The organism is Acinetobacter sp. AS23, assembly GCF_023612055.1.
In the GTDB taxonomy this organism is placed as follows: domain Bacteria; phylum Pseudomonadota; class Gammaproteobacteria; order Pseudomonadales; family Moraxellaceae; genus Acinetobacter; species Acinetobacter oleivorans.
The window spans coordinates 3,718,290-3,739,511 of the sequence record NZ_CP082274.1 but is presented as its reverse complement, the minus strand read 5'-3'; the positions used below and the strand labels follow the sequence as shown (position 1 = coordinate 3,739,511).

Here is a 21,222-nt window from a genome sequence, read left to right as displayed (position 1 = left end):
GAGTCTTGCTCAGAATTGTGTTCGACGTAAACGAGGACTATAAACATGGCTAAGGCTAAGTTTGAACGTAATAAGCCACACGTAAACGTGGGCACAATTGGTCACGTTGACCATGGTAAAACAACTTTAACTGCTGCGATTGCAACTATTTGTGCAAAAACTTACGGCGGTGAAGCGAAAGATTACTCACAAATCGACTCAGCACCTGAAGAAAAAGCACGTGGTATTACAATTAATACTTCACACGTAGAATACGATTCTCCAATCCGTCACTACGCTCACGTAGATTGCCCGGGCCACGCCGATTATGTTAAAAACATGATTACTGGTGCTGCTCAGATGGATGGCGCGATCCTTGTATGTGCTGCGACTGATGGTCCAATGCCACAAACTCGTGAACACATCCTTCTTTCTCGTCAGGTTGGTGTACCTTACATCATCGTATTCTTGAACAAGTGTGACCTTGTTGATGATGAAGAATTACTTGAATTAGTAGAAATGGAAGTTCGTGAACTTCTTTCTACTTATGACTTCCCAGGTGATGACACTCCTGTTATCCGTGGTTCAGCTCTTGCTGCTCTTAACGGTGATGCTGGTCAATATGGCGAGTCTTCAGTTCTTGCTCTTGTTGAAGCGCTTGACTCTTACATTCCAGAACCAGAACGTGCTATCGACAAAGCATTCTTAATGCCAATCGAAGACGTATTCTCAATTTCTGGTCGTGGTACTGTAGTAACAGGCCGTGTAGAAGCTGGTATCGTTAAAGTTGGTGAAGAAGTAGAGATCGTTGGTATTAAAGATACAGTTAAAACAACTGTAACTGGCGTAGAAATGTTCCGTAAACTTCTTGACGAAGGTCGTGCAGGCGAGAACTGTGGTGTTCTTTTACGTGGTACTAAGCGTGAAGACGTACAACGTGGTCAAGTACTTGCTAAACCAGGTACAATCAAGCCGCACACTAAATTCGATGCAGAAGTATACGTACTTTCTAAAGAAGAAGGTGGTCGTCATACTCCATTCCTTAACGGTTACCGTCCACAGTTCTACTTCCGTACAACTGACGTAACTGGCGCAATCCAATTACAAGACGGCGTTGAAATGGTTATGCCAGGTGACAACGTTGAAATGTCAGTAGAATTAATCCACCCAATCGCAATGGACCCAGGTCTACGTTTTGCGATCCGTGAAGGTGGTCGTACTGTAGGTGCTGGTGTTGTTGCGAAAGTAACTGCATAAGCATAATATAGTGACGGATTACGTCTCAGGTTGAGGGCTTTGGCTCTCAACTTGCATTATAGGTCAGTAGTTCAATTGGTAGAGCGTCGGTCTCCAAAACCGAATGTTGGGGGTTCGAGTCCCTCCTGACCTGCCATATTTTGAAATAAAAAGCTTGATGCTGGCTTAGTTGTTCATATAATAAGTCGCGAGTTCTACGACGAGTACAAAAATGTCGAATGATAAATCGCGTGACGCATTGAGCGACGCGCCAATTCCTCAAAGAAATAATTCTGCTGAAGTTGTTCGTTCTGGTTCGCCTCTAGATATTGTTCTATGGGTGATTGCAATTGCATTCTTGCTTTTAGCTACTATGGTGAATCAGTATTTACCAGCGTATTGGGCGCCTGCAAATAATGTTTGGGTGCGCGTTGGGGCAATTTTTGCTTGTATCGTTGTGGCTTTAGGTTTATTATACGCCACCCATCAAGGTAAAGGCTTCGTTCGTTTGCTAAAAGATGCACGAGTCGAATTGCGTCGAGTAACTTGGCCAACAAAACAAGAAACAGTCACTACATCGTGGCAGGTTCTATTGGTTGTAGTTGTTGCATCATTGGTTTTATGGTGCTTTGACTATGGTTTGGGTTGGTTAATTAAGTTGATTATCGGGTAAAAGAGCTATGAAACGTTGGTACATTATTCATGCCTACTCTGGCTATGAAAAACAAGTGTTGCGTTCGCTTACAGAACGAATCCAGCGTAGCGCTGTTGCTGATAGCTTTGGTGATGTCCTTGTTCCTACCGAAGAAGTGGTAGAAATGAAGGATGGTAAGAAACGTAAATCTGAGCGTAAATTCTTTCCTGGCTATGTATTAGTCGAAATGGAGATGAATGATGATACTTGGCATATCGTTAAAGAATGTCCAAAGGTTCTAGGTTTCATTGGTGGTACACCTGAAAAACCAGCACCAATCACTCAGCGCGAAGCAGATGCGATTCTTGCGCGTGTACGTAATACAGGTGAAGCACCACGTCCTAAGACGATGTTTGAGCCTGGTGAAGAATTACTTGTTATTGACGGTCCATTCACAGACTTTAAAGGTGTGGTGGAAGAAGTTCAATACGAAAAGTCACGTTTAACGTTGACGATTAATGTATTTAATCGACCAACTCAGGTTGAACTCGAATTTCGCCAAGTCGAAAAAACGATTTAATCTTAATTGGTTGAAAAGCGCCCGATTTTATCGGGCATTGTTGTTGTAACAGTAGTGTTGCGTAAAGATTGGGGAGCCTAGCGGCGTTCGTACCCAGAGGTATTTTAAAATGGCTAAGAAGATTGACGGCTATATCAAGCTGCAAGTTCCAGCTGGTAAAGCAAATCCATCTCCACCAATTGGTCCTGCATTAGGTCAACGTGGTGTAAACATCATGGCATTCTGTAAAGAATTCAATGCTGCTACACAAAAAGTTGAACCAGGTCTTCCAATTCCTGTAGTGATTACTGTGTACAACGACAAGTCGTTCACATTCATCATGAAAACTCCTCCAGCTTCTATTCTTCTTAAGAAAGCTGCTGGTATCCAAAAGGGTTCATCTGTACCAAACAAAACTAAAGTTGGTAAGTTGACTCGTGCTCAGTTAGAAGAAATTGCGACTACTAAAGAACCAGATTTAACTGGTGCTGATTTAGACGCACGTGTACGTACCATTGCTGGTTCTGCGCGTTCTATGGGCTTGGAAGTGGAGCTATAAGACATGGCAAAGTTAACTAAACGTCAAAAAGCCATTGCTGCTGCTGTTGAAGCAAACAAAGTTTACACTTTGGAAGAAGCAGTGCAAGTTCTTAACAGCCTACCTGCTGCAAAGTTCAAAGAATCTTTGGATGTAGCTGTAAATCTTGGTGTAGACCCACGTAAATCTGATCAGGTTGTTCGTGGTGCAACTACATTACCTGCAGGTACTGGTAAAACTGTACGTGTAGCTGTATTTGCTCAAGGCGCGCAAGCAGAAGCTGCTAAAGAAGCTGGTGCTGATGTTGTAGGTTTTGATGACCTTGCTGAAAGCATCCAAGGTGGAAACCTTGACTTTGATGTTGTAATCGCTGCTCCTGACGCTATGCGTGTTGTTGGTAAGCTCGGTACAATTCTTGGTCCACGTGGTTTAATGCCAAACCCTAAAGTTGGTACTGTAACTCCTGACGTAGCGAATGCTGTTAAAAACGCTAAATCTGGTCAGGCTCGTTACCGTGTAGACAAAGCGGGTATTATCCATGCTGCGATCGGTCAATTAGGCTTTGAAGCTGCTGCTATCCGTCAAAACGTTGAAACCTTAGTTGCTGACTTGAAAAAGTTAAAACCTGCAACTTCTAAAGGTGTATACATCAAAAAGATCACTTTGAGCTCAACTATGGGTCCTGGTCTTACTGTTGATGTAAGCAACGTTTCTAACTAAGTTTAAAACTTGGTCAAGAATTTTAAAGTCCTGATTGAGGGCAGGGTATAAAAATCATAGGTTTTTATACCCATTCAAAGTATTGCTTTGTTTCCTCACTCATCAGGCGGACTTTGAATTGATAAATGTAAATTTATCAGCGTCAAAGACCACAGGCGAAGAGACTTCTTTTGAATATCTTCTTAATAGCCCAGCCTGCGTAGACGCGGTGGTGTGATTTATTCCTCCTCCGCGTGCAAGTCAAATCTTTATTGACTTGCGAATTGGGAGTGTACTTTTTTGAGTACATAAATCACCGTTAGGAGGTTTTACAATGGCTCTTCTTATTGAAAGCAAAAAACAGATCGTTGCTGAAGTGGCTCAAACTGCTTCTACAGCGTTCGCTGCCGTTGTTGCTGACTATCAAGGTTTAACCGTTGAGCAATTAACTACTCTTCGTGTTGAAGCTCGTAAACTAGGTGTTGCTACACGTGTTGTACGTAACACTTTGGCTAAACGTGCTCTTCAAGATACGCAATTTGCAATCTTGAATGACAACCTTGTTGGCCCAACAATCTTAGCATTCTCAACTTCTGAAGACGATATGGGTGCAGCTGCACGCTTGTTTGAAGAATTTGCTAAAACTAACAAAGCATTTGAATTAAAAGCTGCTGCATTTGACGGCAAACTTTATCAAGGTGCTGATGTTAGCGTTATCGCAAATCTTCCAAACCAAGAAAAAGCGCTTACTATGCTCGCATCTGTTCTTCAAGCTCCTATTTCGAAATTGGGTCGCTTACTTACAGCGCTTCAAGAGAAAAACGAGTCAGAAGCTGCTTAAGCTTAAATCTACTTCCACACCATTCAATACCCATTTGGAGTTAATCTCATGGCTTTAACAAACGAAGAAATCCTAAACGCAGTTGCTGAAAAAACTGTTCTTGAACTTGTTGAACTTATTTCTGCTTTTGAAGAAAAATTCAACGTATCTGCTGCTGCTGTAGCTGTAGCTGCTGCTCCTGCTGCTGCTGCTGCTGAAGAACAATCTGAATTCAACGTTGAGTTGACTTCTTTTGGTGCTAACAAAGTAGCTGTAATTAAAGCAGTTCGTGAAGCAACTGGCCTTGGTCTTAAAGAAGCTAAAGACCTAGTTGAAGGTGCTCCACAAGTTCTTAAAGAAGGCGTTTCTAAAGAAGAAGGCGAAGAACTTAAGAAGAAACTTGAAGAAGCTGGTGCTACAGTTACACTTAAGTAATTGTAAAAGGAGTCGGTTTTTAAATCGGCTCCATAAAATGGCTGATGGCTCTTGGGTCATCAGCCTTTTTGCGTTACAATAATCGGCTCGATTTTTGTTTGTTCTGTACAATAACTGTTATATTTCAGAAGAATCAAAGTAATTTCAAATGCTTACCAATATTTTTCTTTTTAAAAAATATTGTTAAGCGTTTTAATACCACTAAAAATTGCAGCATTTGTAAACAGTGGTGGCCATATCGGCCTGTGTAATTCCTTCTGAGCCCGTTCTGCAGGCGGGCTTGGTTTACTTTCCGAGGACTCCAGATGGCATACTCATATACCGAAAAGAAACGGATCCGTAAGAATTTTGGTAAATTGCCCCAAGTAATGGAAGCACCGTACTTACTTTCGATTCAGGTCGATTCGTATAGAACGTTCTTGCAAGGTGGCAAATCTCCAAAAAACCGCGAAGATATCGGTCTCCAAGCCGCATTTCGTTCAGTTTTTCCTATAGAAAGTTATTCTGGCAATGCTGCTTTAGAATTTGTTGAGTATAGCCTTGGTAAGCCTGAGTTTGATGTGCGTGAATGTATTTTACGTGGTTCGACTTATGCGGCACCAATGCGCGTAAAAATTCGTTTGATTATTAAAGATCGCGAAACTAAATCTATTAAAGACGTACGTGAACAAGAAGTCTACATGGGTGAAATGCCACTTATGACAGACAATGGTACCTTTGTTATCAATGGTACTGAGCGTGTAATTGTATCTCAATTACATCGTTCACCTGGTGTGTTCTTCGATCACGATAAAGGCAAAACACATTCAAGTGGTAAAGTACTTTATTCTGCACGTATTATTCCTTACCGTGGTTCATGGTTAGATTTCGAATTTGATGCTAAAGATTTAGTTTATGTACGTATTGACCGTCGTCGTAAATTATTAGCAACTGTTGTGTTGCGTGCATTGGGTTATAACAATGAACAAATCTTGAATTTGTTCTATGAGAAAGTGCCTGTATATCTTGATATGGGTAGCTATCAAATTGACCTCGTTCCGGATCGTCTGCGTGGCGAAATGGCGCAATTTGATATTGCTGACAATGACGGTAAAATCATTGTTGAACAAGGTAAACGTATTAATGCACGTCACGTACGTCAAATGGAAGCTTCTGGTTTAGCTAAGCTATCAGTTCCTGATGAGTACTTGTATGAGCGTATCACTGCTGAAGATATTACTTTACGTAATGGTGATGTGATTGCTGCAAATACATTGTTAAGCCATGAAGTTATGGTGAAACTGGCAGAAGGCGGCGTTAAACAATTCAATATCTTGTTTACGAACGATATTGACCGTGGTTCATTTGTTGCTGACTCATTACGTGCTGACACAACATCTGGTCGTGAAGAAGCATTAGTTGAAATCTATAAAGTAATGCGTCCAGGCGAGCCACCAACAAAAGAAGCTGCTGAAAACTTATTTAATAACTTATTCTTCTCTTCTGAACGTTATGACTTATCTCCAGTAGGTCGTATGAAGTTCAACCGTCGTTTGGGTCGCCCATACGAAGTTGGTACTGACCAGAAGTCACGTGAAGTAGAAGGTATTTTATCGCACGAAGATATCATCGATGTATTACGTACATTAGTTGAAATCCGTAACGGTAAAGGTGAAGTCGACGATATCGATCATTTGGGTAACCGTCGTGTACGTTCTGTTGGTGAAATGACTGAAAACCAATTCCGTGTTGGTTTAGTTCGTGTTGAACGTGCTGTTAAAGAGCGTTTAAGCCAAGCAGAAACAGATAATTTGTCTCCGCAAGATCTCATTAACGCGAAACCAGTTGCAGCTGCAATCAAAGAATTCTTTGGTTCAAGCCAATTGTCTCAGTTTATGGATCAAAACAACCCATTATCTGAAATTACACATAAACGTCGTGTTTCAGCGCTTGGACCTGGTGGTTTAACGCGTGAACGTGCGGGCTTTGAAGTACGTGACGTACATCAAACTCACTATGGTCGTGTATGTCCAATTGAAACGCCTGAAGGTCCAAACATTGGTTTGATCAACTCGCTTTCTGTTTATGCAAAAGCAAATGATTTTGGTTTCTTGGAAACACCTTACCGTAAAGTGGTAGATGGCCGAGTAACTGATGCTGTTGAATACCTTTCTGCTATTGAAGAAGTAGGTACTGTTATTGCACAGGCCGATTCTGCTGTAGATAAAGATGGTAACTTAACAGAAGAGTTTGTTTCTGTTCGTCATCAAGGTGAATTCGTACGTATTCCACCTGAAAAAGTGACGCATATGGATGTATCTGCACAGCAGGTTGTATCTGTAGCTGCATCACTTATTCCATTCCTTGAACACGATGACGCGAACCGTGCATTAATGGGTTCAAACATGCAACGTCAGGCCGTTCCTACTCTACGTGCGGATAAACCGCTTGTAGGTACAGGTATGGAAGCGAACGTAGCACGTGACTCTGGTGTATGTGTGATCGCAAACCGTGGTGGTGCGATTGAATATGTAGATGCTTCTCGTATCGTTATTCGTGTAAACGAAGATGAAATGATTGCAGGTGAGGCTGGTGTAGATATTTACAACCTCATTAAATATACACGTTCTAACCAAAACACTTGTATTAACCAAAATATTATCGTGAATTTGGGCGACAAAGTTGCTCGCGGTGACATTTTGGCAGACGGTCCGTCAACAGATATGGGTGAGCTTGCGCTTGGTCAAAACATGCGTGTAGCGTTCATGACGTGGAACGGTTACAACTACGAAGACTCGATCTTGTTATCTGAGCGCGTACTTCAAGAAGACCGTTTAACTTCTATTCATATTCAAGAATTATCATGTGTAGCGCGTGATACTAAGTTAGGTGCAGAAGAAATTACTGCCGATATTCCTAACGTAGGTGAAGCTGCACTTTCTAAACTTGATGAATCAGGTATCGTTTATATCGGTGCTGAAGTTACTGCTGGTGACATCCTTGTTGGTAAAGTAACGCCTAAAGGTGAAACTCAGTTAACTCCTGAAGAAAAATTGCTTCGTGCAATCTTCGGTGAGAAAGCAGCTGACGTTAAAGACTCATCTTTACGTGTTCCATCTGGTACTAAAGGTACAGTTATCGATGTTCAAGTCTTCACTCGTGATGGCTTAGAGAAAGATGACCGTGCGTTAGCAATTGAAAAAGCACAGCTTGACTCTTACCGTAAAGACTTGAAAGAAGAATACAAGATCTTTGAAGAAGCAGCTCGTGAGCGTGTAATTCGTTTGCTTAAAGGCCAAGAATCTAACGGTGGTGGTTCGACTAAACGTGGCGACAAACTTGTTGAAGAGATGTTGTCTGGTCTAGAGCTTGTTGACTTACTTGAAATCCAACCTACAGACGAAGCAATTGCTGAACGTTTATCTCAAATTCAAGTGTTCTTGAAAGAGAAGAGCGCAGAAATTGATGAGAAGTTTGCAGAGAAGAAACGTAAGCTTTCGACTGGTGATGAATTAACAACAGGCGTTCTGAAAGTTGTTAAAGTTTACCTAGCAGTTAAACGTCGCATTCAGCCTGGTGATAAAATGGCTGGTCGTCACGGTAACAAAGGTGTTGTATCTAACATTTTACCTGTTGAAGACATGCCACACGATGCGAACGGTGTACCAGTAGATATCGTATTGAACCCATTGGGTGTACCATCTCGTATGAACGTGGGTCAGATTCTTGAGACTCACTTGGGTATGGCGGCTAAAGGGCTTGGCGATAAAATCGAAAAAATGTTGAAAGAACAGCGTACAGTTTTAGAACTTCGCGAATTCTTAGACAAGATTTATAACAAAGTTGGTGGCGAGCAAGAAGATCTTGATAGCTTAACTGATGCTGAAGTTTTAGCTCTTTCTGGCAACTTACGTGCTGGTGTGCCTTTAGCTACTCCTGTATTTGATGGTGCTGAAGAAAGCCAAATTAAAGACTTACTTGAATTAGCTGACATTTCACGTACTGGTCAAACAGTATTGTTTGATGGTCGTACGGGTGAACAGTTTGATCGTCCTGTAACTGTAGGTTACATGTACATGCTCAAATTGAACCACTTGGTTGATGATAAAATGCATGCGCGTTCAACTGGTTCTTACTCACTTGTTACACAACAACCGCTTGGTGGTAAAGCACAGTTCGGTGGTCAGCGTTTCGGTGAGATGGAGGTCTGGGCACTCGAAGCTTACGGCGCAGCATATACTCTTCAAGAGATGTTAACTGTTAAGTCGGATGACGTTGAAGGTCGTACACGCATCTATAAGAATATTGTAGATGGTAACCATTATATGGATCCGGGTATGCCTGAATCGTTCAACGTATTGACCAAAGAGATCCGTTCTTTAGGTATCAACATTGAACTGAAAAATGGTGACTAAGTCGTAAGACTCACGATTTTTTAGGAAAAAACAATATTTGTGACCCAGTCGGGTAAGCGTTGCTTCCCGACACACGGAGAAAAAAATTGAAAGACTTGCTCGATATCATGCGTAAGAAAACGGACTCAGATGGTCATGCACCAATTGAGTTTGACCGTATCCGTATTGGTCTTGCGTCACCAGAAATGATTAAGTCATGGTCTCATGGTGAAGTTAAAAAACCTGAGACAATTAACTACCGTACTTTTAAACCAGAACGTGACGGTTTGTTCTGTGCCAAAATTTTTGGTCCAGTAAAAGATTACGAATGCTTGTGTGGTAAATACAAGCGTATGAAATACAAAGGCGTCATTTGTGAAAAATGTGGCGTTGAAGTAACTACAGCGAAAGTTCGTCGTGAACGTATGGGTCACATTGAACTCGCTTCTCCAGTTGCACATATCTGGTTCTTAAAATCGTTACCATCTCGTATCGGTTTATTACTTGATATGACGCTTCGTGATATCGAACGCGTATTGTATTTCGAATCATACGTTGTAACTGATCCTGGTATGACTCCGTTTGAAAAGTATCAACTTTTAACAGACGAAGAATACTTCAATGCACTTGAAGAGCACGGTGATGAATTCACTGCGAAAATGGGTGCAGAAGCGATTCAGGACCTATTAAAAGATATCGATCTTGAAGCTGAAATCGCACGTTTACGTGAAGAAATTCCTCAGACAACTTCTGAAACGAAGTTGAAAAAAGCGTCTAAACGCTTGAAATTGATGGAAGCATTCAACGATTCAAACAATAAGCCAGAATGGATGGTGATGAATGTACTTCCTGTACTTCCACCTGATTTACGTCCATTGGTTCCACTTGAAGGTGGTCGTTTCGCGACTTCTGACTTGAACGATTTATATCGTCGTGTCATTAACCGTAACAACCGTTTGAAGCGTCTTCTTGATCTTGCAGCACCAGACATTATCGTACGTAACGAAAAACGTATGTTACAAGAGTCTGTAGATGCATTGCTTGATAACGGTCGTCGTGGTCGTGCAATTACCGGTTCTAACAAACGTCCATTAAAATCTTTGGCAGATATGATCAAAGGTAAACAAGGTCGTTTCCGTCAGAACTTACTTGGTAAGCGTGTTGACTATTCTGGTCGTTCGGTAATTACTGTAGGTCCTACTTTACGTCTTCACCAATGTGGTCTTCCGAAGAAAATGGCACTTGAATTATTCAAGCCATTTATTTTTGCGAAACTACAAGCTTCAGGTCAAGCAACAACCATTAAAGCTGCGAAGAAAATGGTTGAGCGCGAGACTCCAGAAGTTTGGGACGTTCTTGCTTCTGTAATTCGTCAACATCCAGTAATGTTGAACCGTGCGCCAACACTTCACCGTTTAGGTCTTCAAGCATTTGAACCTATTCTTATCGAAGGTAAGGCAATCCGTCTTCACCCACTCGTTTGTGCTGCGTTTAACGCCGACTTCGATGGTGACCAAATGGCGGTACACGTTCCATTGACACTTGAAGCACAGTTAGAAGCTCGTGCATTGATGATGTCAACAAACAACATCTTGTCACCAGCGAATGGTGAGCCGATCATCGTTCCTTCTCAGGACGTTGTCTTGGGTCTTTACTACATCACGCGTGATGCAGTAAATGCTAAAGGCGAAGGCATGGTGTTTGCTGATACTCACGAAGTAAACCGTGCACTTGCAACTGGTCAGGTTGCGATCCATGCTCGTGTTAAAGTACGTGTGCATCAAACTGTTATCAATGAAAATGGTGAACGTGAACACGGAACTATTATTGTTGATACGACACCAGGTCGTTGTTTGCTTTGGGAAGTTGTTCCACAAGGCTTAAGCTTTGACATGATCAACCTTGAGATGACTAAAAAGAATATCTCGAAGTTAATCAACTCTTGCTACCGTAAACTTGGTTTGAAAGATACTGTTATCTTTGCTGACCAATTAATGTACTTGGGCTTCCGTCAAGCGACTCGTTCAGGTGTATCTGTAGGTATGGAAGACATGTTAATTCCACCTACTAAGCACACAATTATTGATAAAGCTGAAACAGAAGTTCGTGAAATCGAACAACAGTTCGAACAAGGTTTCGTAACTGCTGGTGAGCGTTATAACAAAGTTGTCGATATCTGGGCGCGTACAAACGACCAAGTTGCTAAAGCGATGATGGATAACTTGTCTTATACACTTGTGAAAAACAAACAAGGTGAAGACGAGAAACAAAAATCATTCAACAGCATCTATATGATGTCTGACTCTGGTGCCCGTGGTAGTGCGGCACAGATTCGTCAGCTTGCTGGTATGCGTGGCTTGATGGCAAAACCGGATGGTTCGATTATCGAAACACCGATTAAAGCGAACTTCCGTGAAGGTTTAACAGTACTTCAGTACTTTATTTCAACACACGGTGCGCGTAAAGGTTTGGCCGATACGGCATTGAAAACTGCGAACTCTGGTTACTTGACTCGTCGTCTTGTAGACGTAGCACAAGATTTGGTAATTACTGAGCCTGACTGTGGTACAGCTGGTGGTTTGGTAATGACTCCATTCATTCAAGGTGGTGATGTCATTGAGCCATTACGTGACCGCGTATTAGGTCGTGTAACTGCTGAAGACGTACGTCGTGCATCTGATGATGAAGTTGTATTACCTCGTGGTACGTTAATTGACGAAAAAATCGCAGCTCATCTTGAAGAAGCGGGTGTGGATGAAGTCAAAGTACGTTCAGTAATTGCTTGTGAATCTGCTTTTGGTGTATGTGCTAGATGTTATGGCCGTGACCTTGCACGTGGTCACTTGGTTAACCCAGGTGAATCAGTTGGTGTAATGGCAGCACAATCTATTGGTGAACCAGGTACACAGTTAACGATGCGTACGTTCCACGTTGGTGGTGCTGCGAGCCGAACTTCTGCTGCAAACAGTGTTCAAGTACGTAATAAAGGTACTGTACGTTTCCATAACGTGAAAACTGTACAACATGCAAAAGGCCACTTGGTTTCAGTTTCACGTTCAGGTGAAATTGGTATTGCCGATGACTTAGGTCGTGAGCGCGAGCGTTATAAACTTCCTTACGGTGCAAGCATCTTGTTGAAAGATGGTGAAGCTGTAGAAGCTGGCGGCATCGTAGCGACTTGGGATCCGCATACACATCCATTAGTAACAGAAGTTGCTGGTAAAGCACGTTTCAGTCAAATCGCTGATGGTGTAACTGCAACATCGAAAACTGATGATGCAACTGGTATGACTACTGTTGAAATCTTGCCTGTAACAGCTCGTCCTGCTTCTGGTAAAGATTTACGTCCTGCAATCGTGTTGGATACAACAGATGGCGGCGAACAGTTCTACTTCTTGCCACAAAACACAATCGTAACTGTTCGCGATGGCGAAACGATTGGTGTCGGTGACGTAATTGGTCGTGTACCACAAGAAACATCACGTACTCGTGATATTACCGGTGGTCTTCCGCGTGTAGCTGACTTATTCGAAGCACGTAAACCGAAAGAACATGCAATTCTTGCTGAAGTTTCAGGTGTTGTAAGCTTCGGTAAAGAAACTAAGGGTAAAAACCGTTTAGTAATTACCCCAGATGATGGTTCTGAGATTTACGAAGAATTGATTCCAAAATGGCGTCAAATCAACGTGTTCGAAGGCGAGCATGTGAACCGTGGTGAAACAGTTTCTGATGGTCCACAAAACCCGCACGACATCTTACGTTTGAAAGGTGAAGTTGCATTAACTAACTACATCGTGAACGAAGTTCAAGACGTATACCGTCTCCAAGGTGTAAAAATCAACGACAAACATATTGAAGTTATCGTACGTCAAATGTTGCGTAAAGTTGATATCACTGATGGCGGCGATACAAGCTTCATCAAAGGCGAGCAAGTTGATTACATCCGCGTTGTTCAAGAGAACCAAGCTGTCTTGGCTCAGAACAAGTTCCCTGCGAAGTTTGAACGTCAATTGATGGGTATTACGAAAGCATCGCTTTCTACAGACTCGTTCATCTCTGCTGCATCGTTCCAGGAAACAACTCGTGTGTTAACTGAAGCTGCTGTAACAGGTAAAGAAGATGATTTACGTGGCTTGAAAGAAAACGTTGTAGTGGGTCGCTTGATTCCAGCTGGTACTGGTCTTGCATACCACTTAGAACGTCGTCGTCAAGAAGCAGAAGCTGCTGAACATGAGCTTCACAATGACTTCAGCGAAGTAGACCAAGCATTTAGCCAAGCATTAAACTCAGAACAATTCTAAGTTTAGACTGGCACTAAAAAAGGCACCTCAGGGTGCCTTTTTTATTTATATTTATTTATAACAATTAAAAGTGGTAATTACATAAACATATTAAAGAGTCATTATTTTATTACTTAAGCGGGATAAACGCTCCACAAAAACAGATTAGGCTACATGCTTATGAAGACTGGAGTAAATCTAATGAAAAAAATGATGATGATTGTGAGTGTTGGCCTGATGTCAACAACTTTGTTTGTTGGTTGCCAAAATGCAAGCCCAGAAAGTAAACGTATTGGTTCGGCTGCGATCGGTGGTGGTGCAGGTGGTGCTGTAGGTAAACATGTGGGCGGTAATATTGGCGCAGGTTTAGGAGCGGCTCTCGGTGCCGGCGTTGCAGCTAATGCAAAAGGATCTAGTAGTAAAACCGTGCGTAATAGTGCAATTGGTGCCGGTGTGGGTGCGGTGTTAGGTGGCGCAATCATTGGTGGCGATGCTGGTGCTGCTACAGGTGGTGCACTGGGTGGCAGTGCGGGTGCAGCTTATGAAGAGAAGAAAGGGAAGTACTAAAACTATTCCTAATGATGTTTAAACCTAGAAGTCTTTAACCTGTTAGAGACTTCTTTTTTATGTCTTTTTTATAATTAAAATTTTGCTTGATGATCATAAATAGAAGAGCTTTACAAAATATCAATCGATTAGGACAGATGAATAACACAATCTGATCAAATTCCTCATAAAAGAGGATTATTCTTTTTATTAGAACAGGTAGTAGGAGTATGGCCATGAAAAAAACAATAGGATTAGTTTCTGCTTTAATGTTGTCTACGCTTATGATTACGGGTTGTCAAAATATGAGTCCGTCTGATCAGCGTATTGGTGCAGCAGCAGCAGGTGGAGCGCTAGGTGGTGGCTTAGGTAACCATGTAGGTGGTGGTGTTGGTGCAGGCTTAGGTGCAGCAGTAGGTGCTGGTGTTGGTTCAAATAGCCAAGGCGGTAGTAAGCAAACCACGACTAAGAGTGCGATCGGAGCTGGTATCGGTTCTGTGGTAGGTAAAGCAATATTGGGTGGTGACTCTGGTGCTGCAATTGGCGGTGCGATCGGTGGTGGTGCTGGTGCAGCGATTGAAGAAAAAAGATAACACAGTATTGATTGAATAAAATAAGCGCTTTTTAGCGCTTATTTTCATTGCGGGAAAGGTTTTGCTTTTTTACGTCTGATATAAAGCGTTTTTTTAACTTCGGCAATTCTTACCCCAGATTCATCAAAAATGTTTAGATGATAAGTTCTTAAAACAGGGTCGTAGTTTTCGGCAAGCTCACGTATTTGCTCAATCTCAGCTAAATCTACTCGAATGTCTGCATGTACCGTACTTCGACCTGGGGAAAGAAAATTAATTTCAGCAGCTTTATCCCAGACAATATATTTTGATCCGAGATGATGCAGCAGAATCATCATGTAAAATGGATCAACCATTGAATAAAGACTGCCCCCAAAGTGTGTTCCGACCAAGTTTTGGTTTTTCCAAGTCAGCGGCATTTTTACACGTACATGGCAAAGTTCTAAATTCATGATTTCAATATAAATCCCTGCACCACGATAAGGTGGGTAGTGATTAAATAGAAATTTTGAAATCGTAGGATTGTTCTGAAGTCTTCTTAAAATAGCCATAATAGTCAATTTTTTTTATTGAAACAGTATTCATACTAGATAAGTATCATCTTTTTTATATTGATGGCAATGCTCTATCCGACTAACGACATGATCGATTGAAAAACAAGATAGGAAATGATTATGCAGCCAAAAGTTCATACAGTAACAACAAGTGACCAACAAACCCTTTGTGCCAAAACATGGGGCGACGATAAAAATACACCGTTGGTTTTAGTACATGGTTATCCTGACAATCAAGAAGTATGGGAGTCAATCATTGAACATTTGATCAATGACTTTTACATTGTCACTTATGATGTACGTGGGGCGGGTTTGTCGTCTATACCAAAACGTATACGCGATTACCGTTTAGAGCGGTTATCTCTAGATTTACAAGAAGTGGTTGATGAATTATTACCAAATCGTCAATTCCATATGGCTGCACACGATTGGGGTTCAATTCAATCTTGGGAGTCGGTAACTGAGCCTAAATTTAAAGGACGGTTATTATCATACACAACCATTTCTGGACCATGTCTTGACCATGCAGCTTTATTTTTGCGTGATAAATTTAAATCTTCACCAGCTCAGATCCTAAAAATATTAACCAAATCTTGGTATATCGGTGCATTCCATCTTCCTTTGTTAGCACCAACAGTATGGTCTCTTTTTAGCCCTGAAAAATGGGGGAAAGTCCTGACTCAGCTGGAGAGAAAAAGTAATTTACCTTTAAATAATAATATTAATGCAGATGGTAAATATGGCATTAATTTATACCGAGCAAATTTTATTCCTCGTTTAACTGGCCCTCGTCAGCGTTATGCTCAATGTCCAGTTAAAGCCGTTATTTTAAAATATGACACTTTTGTGAGTCCTGAATATATTACTGAGGCTATGCCAAAGTGGGTAGAAAATTTTGAATATGTAGAGCTTGAAGCAAATCACTGGGCAATTCTAAGTGAGCCGGCAAAAATTGCAGATCATATTCGTCAGTTTATTAAGGCCCAAGCTTAATCATTGAGTGACTGCATAAAACTGTTAATTCGGCGATATTTTCGGCTTCATAGGTCTGAATCTGATAGAATGTCGCCTTTTGTTTTGCTCTGAATTTATTCATGAATGCTGTCGTTATTGCGATTGCAGTGATGTTTTTATTATCACTGGCGCGCGTTTCTGTCGTACTGACTTTAGTGGTTTCTGCCATTGTAGGCGGCCTCGTAGCAGGTTTAAGCCTTTCTCAAACCGTTGATGCCTTTAATGCTGGTCTTGGTGATGGTGCTGAAGTTGCACTTGCCTATGCTGTGTTAGGGGCATTTGCTCTGGCACTTTCAAAATCTGGTTTACCTGATTTACTTGCCCATAAACTGATTGGTTTGTTGGGAATGGAAGCTGGAAAAAGCCGCGAAACGAAAGTGAAATATCTACTCTTAGGTATTTTACTCATCGCTGCTATTTTCTCTCAGAACCTAATTCCGGTTCATATTGCCTTTATTCCTGTACTCGTTCCGCCATTATTACGGGTAATGAACCATTTAAAGTTAGATCGTCGAGCAGCAGCCTGTGTGCTTACGCTAGGTTTAGTCGGAACTTATATTTTTCTTCCGGTTGGATTTGGTGCAATTTTCCTTGAACAAATTTTGATGGGGAATATCAACAAAGTTGGTGCAGCGTATGGCTTGCATGTAGAGCGTGGCATGATGTCAATTGGCATGGCTATTCCAGTTTTGGGAATGGTTTTAGGTACTTTGGTTGCTGTATTTATTAGCTACCGTAAACCAAGGATTTATGCTGATCGTGCTATTACACCAACTACAACGATTGATTTAGATAAACCTCTTCGTGCAACAGCGCAAGATGAAACAGCTGACTTAAAAGCAGATGCAGAAGAGTTAAAGCATGAGGCAGAGCAAGCGCCCGTAATTGCAAAGAAAACGATCTATATGGCATTGCTTGCAATTGGCCTGACACTCGCTGCACAGCTCTATTCAGGTTCAATGATTTTGGGTGGTTTAGTCGGTTTTGCTGTTCTATCTACTGCCGGAATTTTTAAATGGCAAGATGCAGATGATGTCTTTGTACAAGGCATGCGAATGATGGCCTTGGTTGGTTTCATTATGATTTCTGCTGCGGGCTTTGCATCGGTAATGACGCATACAGGGGATATCAATCAACTGGTAAAAGGTGTAGTTGAAATCATTGGGGATAATCGAGCACTTGCAGCTTTCTTAATGCTTTGTATTGGCTTATTTGTCACGATTGGTATTGGTTCATCTTTCTCAAGTGTACCTGTGTTGGCCGTTATTTATGTGCCTTTATGCGTACAGTTTGGATTTTCACCATTAGCGACGATTGCCCTTATTGGGACAGCAGCAGCATTAGGTGATGCAGGCTCACCAGCTTCTGATTCGACCTTAGGCCCAACAGCTGGTTTAGGTGTAGATGGGCAACATGACCATATATGGGATACGGTTGTACCTACATTTATTCATTTTAATATTCCGCTATTAATTTTTGGCTGGATTGCTGCAATGGTTTTATAGATTTTTTATAAAATATTAAATTATTAACCTTCTTAATGATGATCTTTAGATTTAAATTAAGAAGGTTTTTTATTGGCTAAATAAAAAGATGTATTTAAAATAAATTATATTAAAACACTCAGAGTTATAAAGTATATTAAAATGGTTGGTAATATAAAATAATCTTGATTAATAAGGTTGGAATAAAAACCAATTAAAATAGTTGGTTAATATATAATTTTATTTAAAACAGTTATTTAAAAATAAATGATAAATTAATTTTATAATGTGTATTGCATGATTTTAAAATACATGTTTATTATAAATATAAATAAGTTTGGAGATATTAAAGTGTTCAAAAAAGCTTTGGTTGTTGCATTAATGGGGATGTCTTCTTTTACTTTTGCTGGTAACTGGCAAGTGAAATTTGGTGGTAGTGTTATTGCTCCATCAGAAGATATAACAACACCTTTAGGCGTGGTAAAAGCAGATCATGAATATGCATTTACACCATCGGTAGAATACTTTTTTGGCCAGTCTCCATTTTCGGCAGAATTATTATTAGCAGCACCTATTAATCATGACGTATTGTTAGATGGTAAAAATGTAGCGCGTATTAAACAGTTGCCACCAACGATTACTGCTAAATATCATTTTAAAAATTCGACTCGTTTTACGCCGTATATTGGTGTTGGTGCTACAGCATTTATTCCTTGGGATGAACAAGGAGCAGCGGTAAAAGTTAAAGAAGATTTTGGTGTGGCAGGACAAGTTGGTTTTAACTTCCAACCTGCGGATGCTAAAAACTGGGGAGTATTTGTAGATGTTCGTTATATGGATATTAGTCCGGAAGTTACTTTAACAAATGATTATAAATTTGATCTTGATATCAATCCGTTTGTTTACACTTTAGGTTATAGCTATAAATTTTAAGCATAATAATAAATAGAAAAAATATAATAATAAACCTAGACTCAGGCACCTCACATATATTTTATGTGAGGTTTTTTTATGGATTTTATTTGCACTAAAAAAAGCATAAAACAGACAGTTTTATACATATCTTATGCCAATTTTTTTCTAAACTAATTTCTATTCATTACAAAACATGGGAATAAAATCATGAACAAAAAATTAGCGATGTGTTTGGCTGTTTTTAGTGGTATTGCTTTTACACAGAGTTTGCAAGCCGCAAGTTTCTCATGTGATGCTGCAAAAACGAAAACGGAAAAAAGTATTTGTAAAAACCGTTCTTTAAATGATGCCGATGTGAAAATGGCGACGACCTATCAAATTGTTCTGCATGCTTTACCAATGGGCGGGCGGGACAACCAAAAAGATGCTCAGCAGCAATGGCTGAAAAAAAGAAATGCCTGTGTGGCTGGTGTAAGTTGTATTAGCAAAGCTTATCAACAACGACAACAGCAGCTAGACGCGATATTGCAAGATAGAGTGTTAAGCCACGGTCCATTTTAATTAGAGTAAAAATTTTTAATATTCAGGATTGAAAAATTCTAGAAGTACTCCATTCATAAAGCATTCGAGAACAAACAGACTTCAAAATTTAAGGAGTGATTTATGAGTGAACAAGCATCACAAAATTATAGTTTCCAAGCGGAAGTTGCACAGCTTTTACATTTAGTGACGCATTCTCTCTATTCTAACCCTGAGATTTTCTTACGCGAACTGATCTCTAATGCATCAGATGCATGTGATAAGTTGCGTTTTGAAGGAATTAATCATCCTGAATATTATGAAAATGATCCCGATTTACATGTACGAGTCATTTTAAATAAAGAAGATAAAACTTTAACGATTTCTGATAATGGTATCGGCTTAAATCAGCAAGAAGCGATTGATAACTTAGGTACGATTGCAAAATCGGGTACTAAAGATTTCATGTCAAAATTGACTGGTGATCAAAAAGCAGATGCTCAGTTGATTGGTCAATTTGGTGTTGGCTTTTACTCAGGTTTTATTGTTGCCGATAAAATTACCGTGGAATCACGCCGTGCAGGTCTAGATGCATCTGAAGGGGTGCGTTGGATTAGTGGTGGTACAGGCGAGTTTGAAGTTCAGCAAATTGATAAGGCTTCACGTGGTACCGACATTATTCTGCACTTACGTGATGATGCGCTTGATTATTTAGAATCTTATAAAGTTAAGCAGATCGTTAATAAATACTCTGACCACATTAGCTTGCCAATTGAAATGCAAAAAGAAGTTTGGCAAGAAGAAGAGGTTGCTGAAGGTGAAGAGCCTAAAGGCGGCCAAATGGTTAAAACTGACGAGTGGGAAGCGATTAACTCGGCAAGTGCTTTATGGACACGTAACAAGAGCGAAGTGACAGAAGAGCAGTACGTTGAGTTCTATAAAAACTTAACGCATGACTTTGAAGCACCACTGGCTTGGGCGCATAACCGTGTTGAAGGTAGTACCGAATATACGCAGTTACTTTATATTCCAAGTAAAGCACCACATGACATTTTTACTCGTGAAGCCAAAGCGGGTATTAAGCTCTATGTAAAACGTGTCTTTATTATGGATGATGCGGATAATTTAATTCCAAATTATCTACGTTTTGTTCAAGGTGTAGTGGACAGTGCTGATTTACCACTGAATGTCAGCCGTGAGTTGTTGCAAGAAAGCCGTGATGTTAAAACGATTCGTGAAGGTAATGCACGCCGCGTATTAACTGTACTTGATGGCTTGGCTAAATCGGAAGATGAAAAAGACCAAGAAAAATTCAAGACGTTCTACAGTGAGTTTGGCTCAGTACTTAAAGAAGGCTTGGGCGAAGACTTTGGTAACCGCGAACGTATTTTAAAATTATTACGTTATGCGACATCAACAAATGATGAAGTAACAACTTCTTTTGCTGACTATAAGGCACGTATGAAAGAGGGCCAAAAAGCTATCTACTATGTGACTGCTGACAGCTTAGCGGCAGCGAAAAACTCACCGCAGCTTGAGTTGTTCAAGAAAAAAGGCATTGAAGTATTATTAATGGCTGAACGTGTTGACGAATGGGCAATGAATTTTGTTCAAGAGTTTGACGGTACACCATTAAAGAATGTGTCGAAAGGCGCGGTTGATTTAGGTGACTTACAAGATGCTGAAGAGAAAAAGGCACTTGAGCAAGCTGCTGAACAGTTTAAGCCTGTTGTTGAGAAACTAAGTGACTCATTGAAAGCTAAAACGCAAGAAGTGCGTGTAACAACGCGTTTAGTTGATTCTCCTGCATGTTTAGTGACAAGTGAAGGTGAATTATCACCTCAACTTATTCGTATGCTTAAACAAGCAGGACAGGCAGTACCAGAAATCAAACCAATTTTAGAAATTAACCCTGAGCATCCATTGGTGAAGAAACTCGAAAGTTCAGAACAGTTTGATGACTTGGCTAACGTCATTTTTGATCAGGCTGTTATTGCTGAAGGTGGTTTACCGGAAGACCCAGCAGCTTATGTAAAACGCATTAATAGCTTATTGCTGAAATAAT

At 40.7% G+C, this 21,222-nt stretch carries 17 protein-coding genes and 1 tRNA gene; 17 read left to right on the top strand and 1 reads right to left on the bottom strand.

The annotated features are described in order from the left end of the window. Positions 1-45 precede the first annotated feature (45 nt). From tuf to K6I41_RS17650, 12 genes are all read left to right on the top strand, one after another. A complete protein-coding gene (gene tuf, locus K6I41_RS17705) occupies positions 46-1,236 on the top strand; it encodes an elongation factor Tu (RefSeq protein WP_004794160.1) in 1,191 nt (396 codons plus the stop codon). Between the two features lie 60 nt (positions 1,237-1,296). Beyond that, positions 1,297-1,372, top strand: a tRNA-Trp gene (locus K6I41_RS17700). Between the two features lie 75 nt (positions 1,373-1,447). Continuing rightward, on the top strand, positions 1,448-1,888 hold the full coding sequence (secE, locus tag K6I41_RS17695; RefSeq protein ID WP_199943468.1) for a preprotein translocase subunit SecE: 441 nt from the start codon (positions 1,448-1,450) through the stop codon (positions 1,886-1,888). Between the two features lie 7 nt (positions 1,889-1,895). Then, positions 1,896-2,429 carry a transcription termination/antitermination protein NusG gene (gene nusG / locus K6I41_RS17690; protein WP_003654499.1) on the top strand — a complete coding sequence of 178 codons (534 nt, stop codon included), beginning with the start codon at positions 1,896-1,898 and terminating at the stop codon, positions 2,427-2,429. Between the two features lie 109 nt (positions 2,430-2,538). Further along, positions 2,539-2,967 carry a 50S ribosomal protein L11 gene (rplK, locus tag K6I41_RS17685; RefSeq protein ID WP_001074682.1) on the top strand — a complete coding sequence of 143 codons (429 nt, stop codon included), beginning with the start codon at positions 2,539-2,541 and terminating at the stop codon, positions 2,965-2,967. Between the two features lie 3 nt (positions 2,968-2,970). Then, positions 2,971-3,666, top strand: coding sequence for a 50S ribosomal protein L1 (gene rplA, locus K6I41_RS17680; RefSeq protein WP_005301727.1), 696 nt, complete (start codon positions 2,971-2,973; stop codon positions 3,664-3,666). Between the two features lie 313 nt (positions 3,667-3,979). Beyond that, the gene (rplJ, locus tag K6I41_RS17675; protein WP_004699170.1) at positions 3,980-4,486 is read left to right on the top strand and encodes a 50S ribosomal protein L10; all 507 of its coding nucleotides are present in this window, start codon (positions 3,980-3,982) and stop codon (positions 4,484-4,486) included. Positions 4,487-4,534: 48 nt separating this feature from the next. Continuing rightward, positions 4,535-4,900 (top strand): 50S ribosomal protein L7/L12, encoded by a 366-nt coding sequence (gene rplL / locus K6I41_RS17670; RefSeq protein ID WP_005037257.1) that lies wholly within the window; start codon positions 4,535-4,537, stop codon positions 4,898-4,900. A gap of 305 nt (positions 4,901-5,205) precedes the next feature. After that, on the top strand, positions 5,206-9,294 hold the full coding sequence (gene rpoB / locus K6I41_RS17665; RefSeq protein WP_199944907.1) for a DNA-directed RNA polymerase subunit beta: 4,089 nt from the start codon (positions 5,206-5,208) through the stop codon (positions 9,292-9,294). Between the two features lie 86 nt (positions 9,295-9,380). Beyond that, positions 9,381-13,574 carry a DNA-directed RNA polymerase subunit beta' gene (rpoC, locus tag K6I41_RS17660; protein ID WP_013199106.1) on the top strand — a complete coding sequence of 1,398 codons (4,194 nt, stop codon included), beginning with the start codon at positions 9,381-9,383 and terminating at the stop codon, positions 13,572-13,574. A gap of 180 nt (positions 13,575-13,754) precedes the next feature. Next, positions 13,755-14,120: a hypothetical protein gene (locus tag K6I41_RS17655; RefSeq protein ID WP_005301737.1), complete on the top strand. Its 366-nt coding sequence runs from the start codon at positions 13,755-13,757 to the stop codon at positions 14,118-14,120. A 215-nt stretch (positions 14,121-14,335) separates the two neighbouring features. Then, the gene (locus tag K6I41_RS17650) at positions 14,336-14,692 is read left to right on the top strand and encodes a hypothetical protein (protein WP_004795095.1); all 357 of its coding nucleotides are present in this window, start codon (positions 14,336-14,338) and stop codon (positions 14,690-14,692) included. Between the two features lie 44 nt (positions 14,693-14,736). Here the strand turns inward: K6I41_RS17650 and K6I41_RS17645 are convergent, their stop codons facing one another. Next, the gene (locus K6I41_RS17645) at positions 14,737-15,222 is read right to left on the bottom strand and encodes a DUF4442 domain-containing protein (RefSeq protein ID WP_005301740.1); all 486 of its coding nucleotides are present in this window, start codon (positions 15,220-15,222) and stop codon (positions 14,737-14,739) included. 117 nt (positions 15,223-15,339) lie between these two features. On the opposite strand from K6I41_RS17645, the gene K6I41_RS17640 reads away from it, so the two are divergent. The 5 genes from K6I41_RS17640 (at position 15,340) to htpG (ending at position 21,221) form a co-directional block, all read left to right on the top strand. Continuing rightward, positions 15,340-16,218, top strand: coding sequence for an alpha/beta fold hydrolase (locus tag K6I41_RS17640; RefSeq protein ID WP_250374873.1), 879 nt, complete (start codon positions 15,340-15,342; stop codon positions 16,216-16,218). 101 nt (positions 16,219-16,319) lie between these two features. Further along, positions 16,320-17,744 carry a Na+/H+ antiporter family protein gene (locus K6I41_RS17635; RefSeq protein ID WP_005301747.1) on the top strand — a complete coding sequence of 475 codons (1,425 nt, stop codon included), beginning with the start codon at positions 16,320-16,322 and terminating at the stop codon, positions 17,742-17,744. 330 nt (positions 17,745-18,074) lie between these two features. After that, on the top strand, positions 18,075-18,656 hold the full coding sequence (locus tag K6I41_RS17630; protein ID WP_250374872.1) for an OmpW/AlkL family protein: 582 nt from the start codon (positions 18,075-18,077) through the stop codon (positions 18,654-18,656). A gap of 189 nt (positions 18,657-18,845) precedes the next feature. Continuing rightward, the gene (locus tag K6I41_RS17625) at positions 18,846-19,199 is read left to right on the top strand and encodes a lysozyme inhibitor LprI family protein (protein ID WP_250374871.1); all 354 of its coding nucleotides are present in this window, start codon (positions 18,846-18,848) and stop codon (positions 19,197-19,199) included. Positions 19,200-19,301: 102 nt separating this feature from the next. Beyond that, the gene (htpG, locus tag K6I41_RS17620; RefSeq protein ID WP_192455206.1) at positions 19,302-21,221 is read left to right on the top strand and encodes a molecular chaperone HtpG; all 1,920 of its coding nucleotides are present in this window, start codon (positions 19,302-19,304) and stop codon (positions 21,219-21,221) included. Position 21,222: the final 1 nt, after the last annotated feature.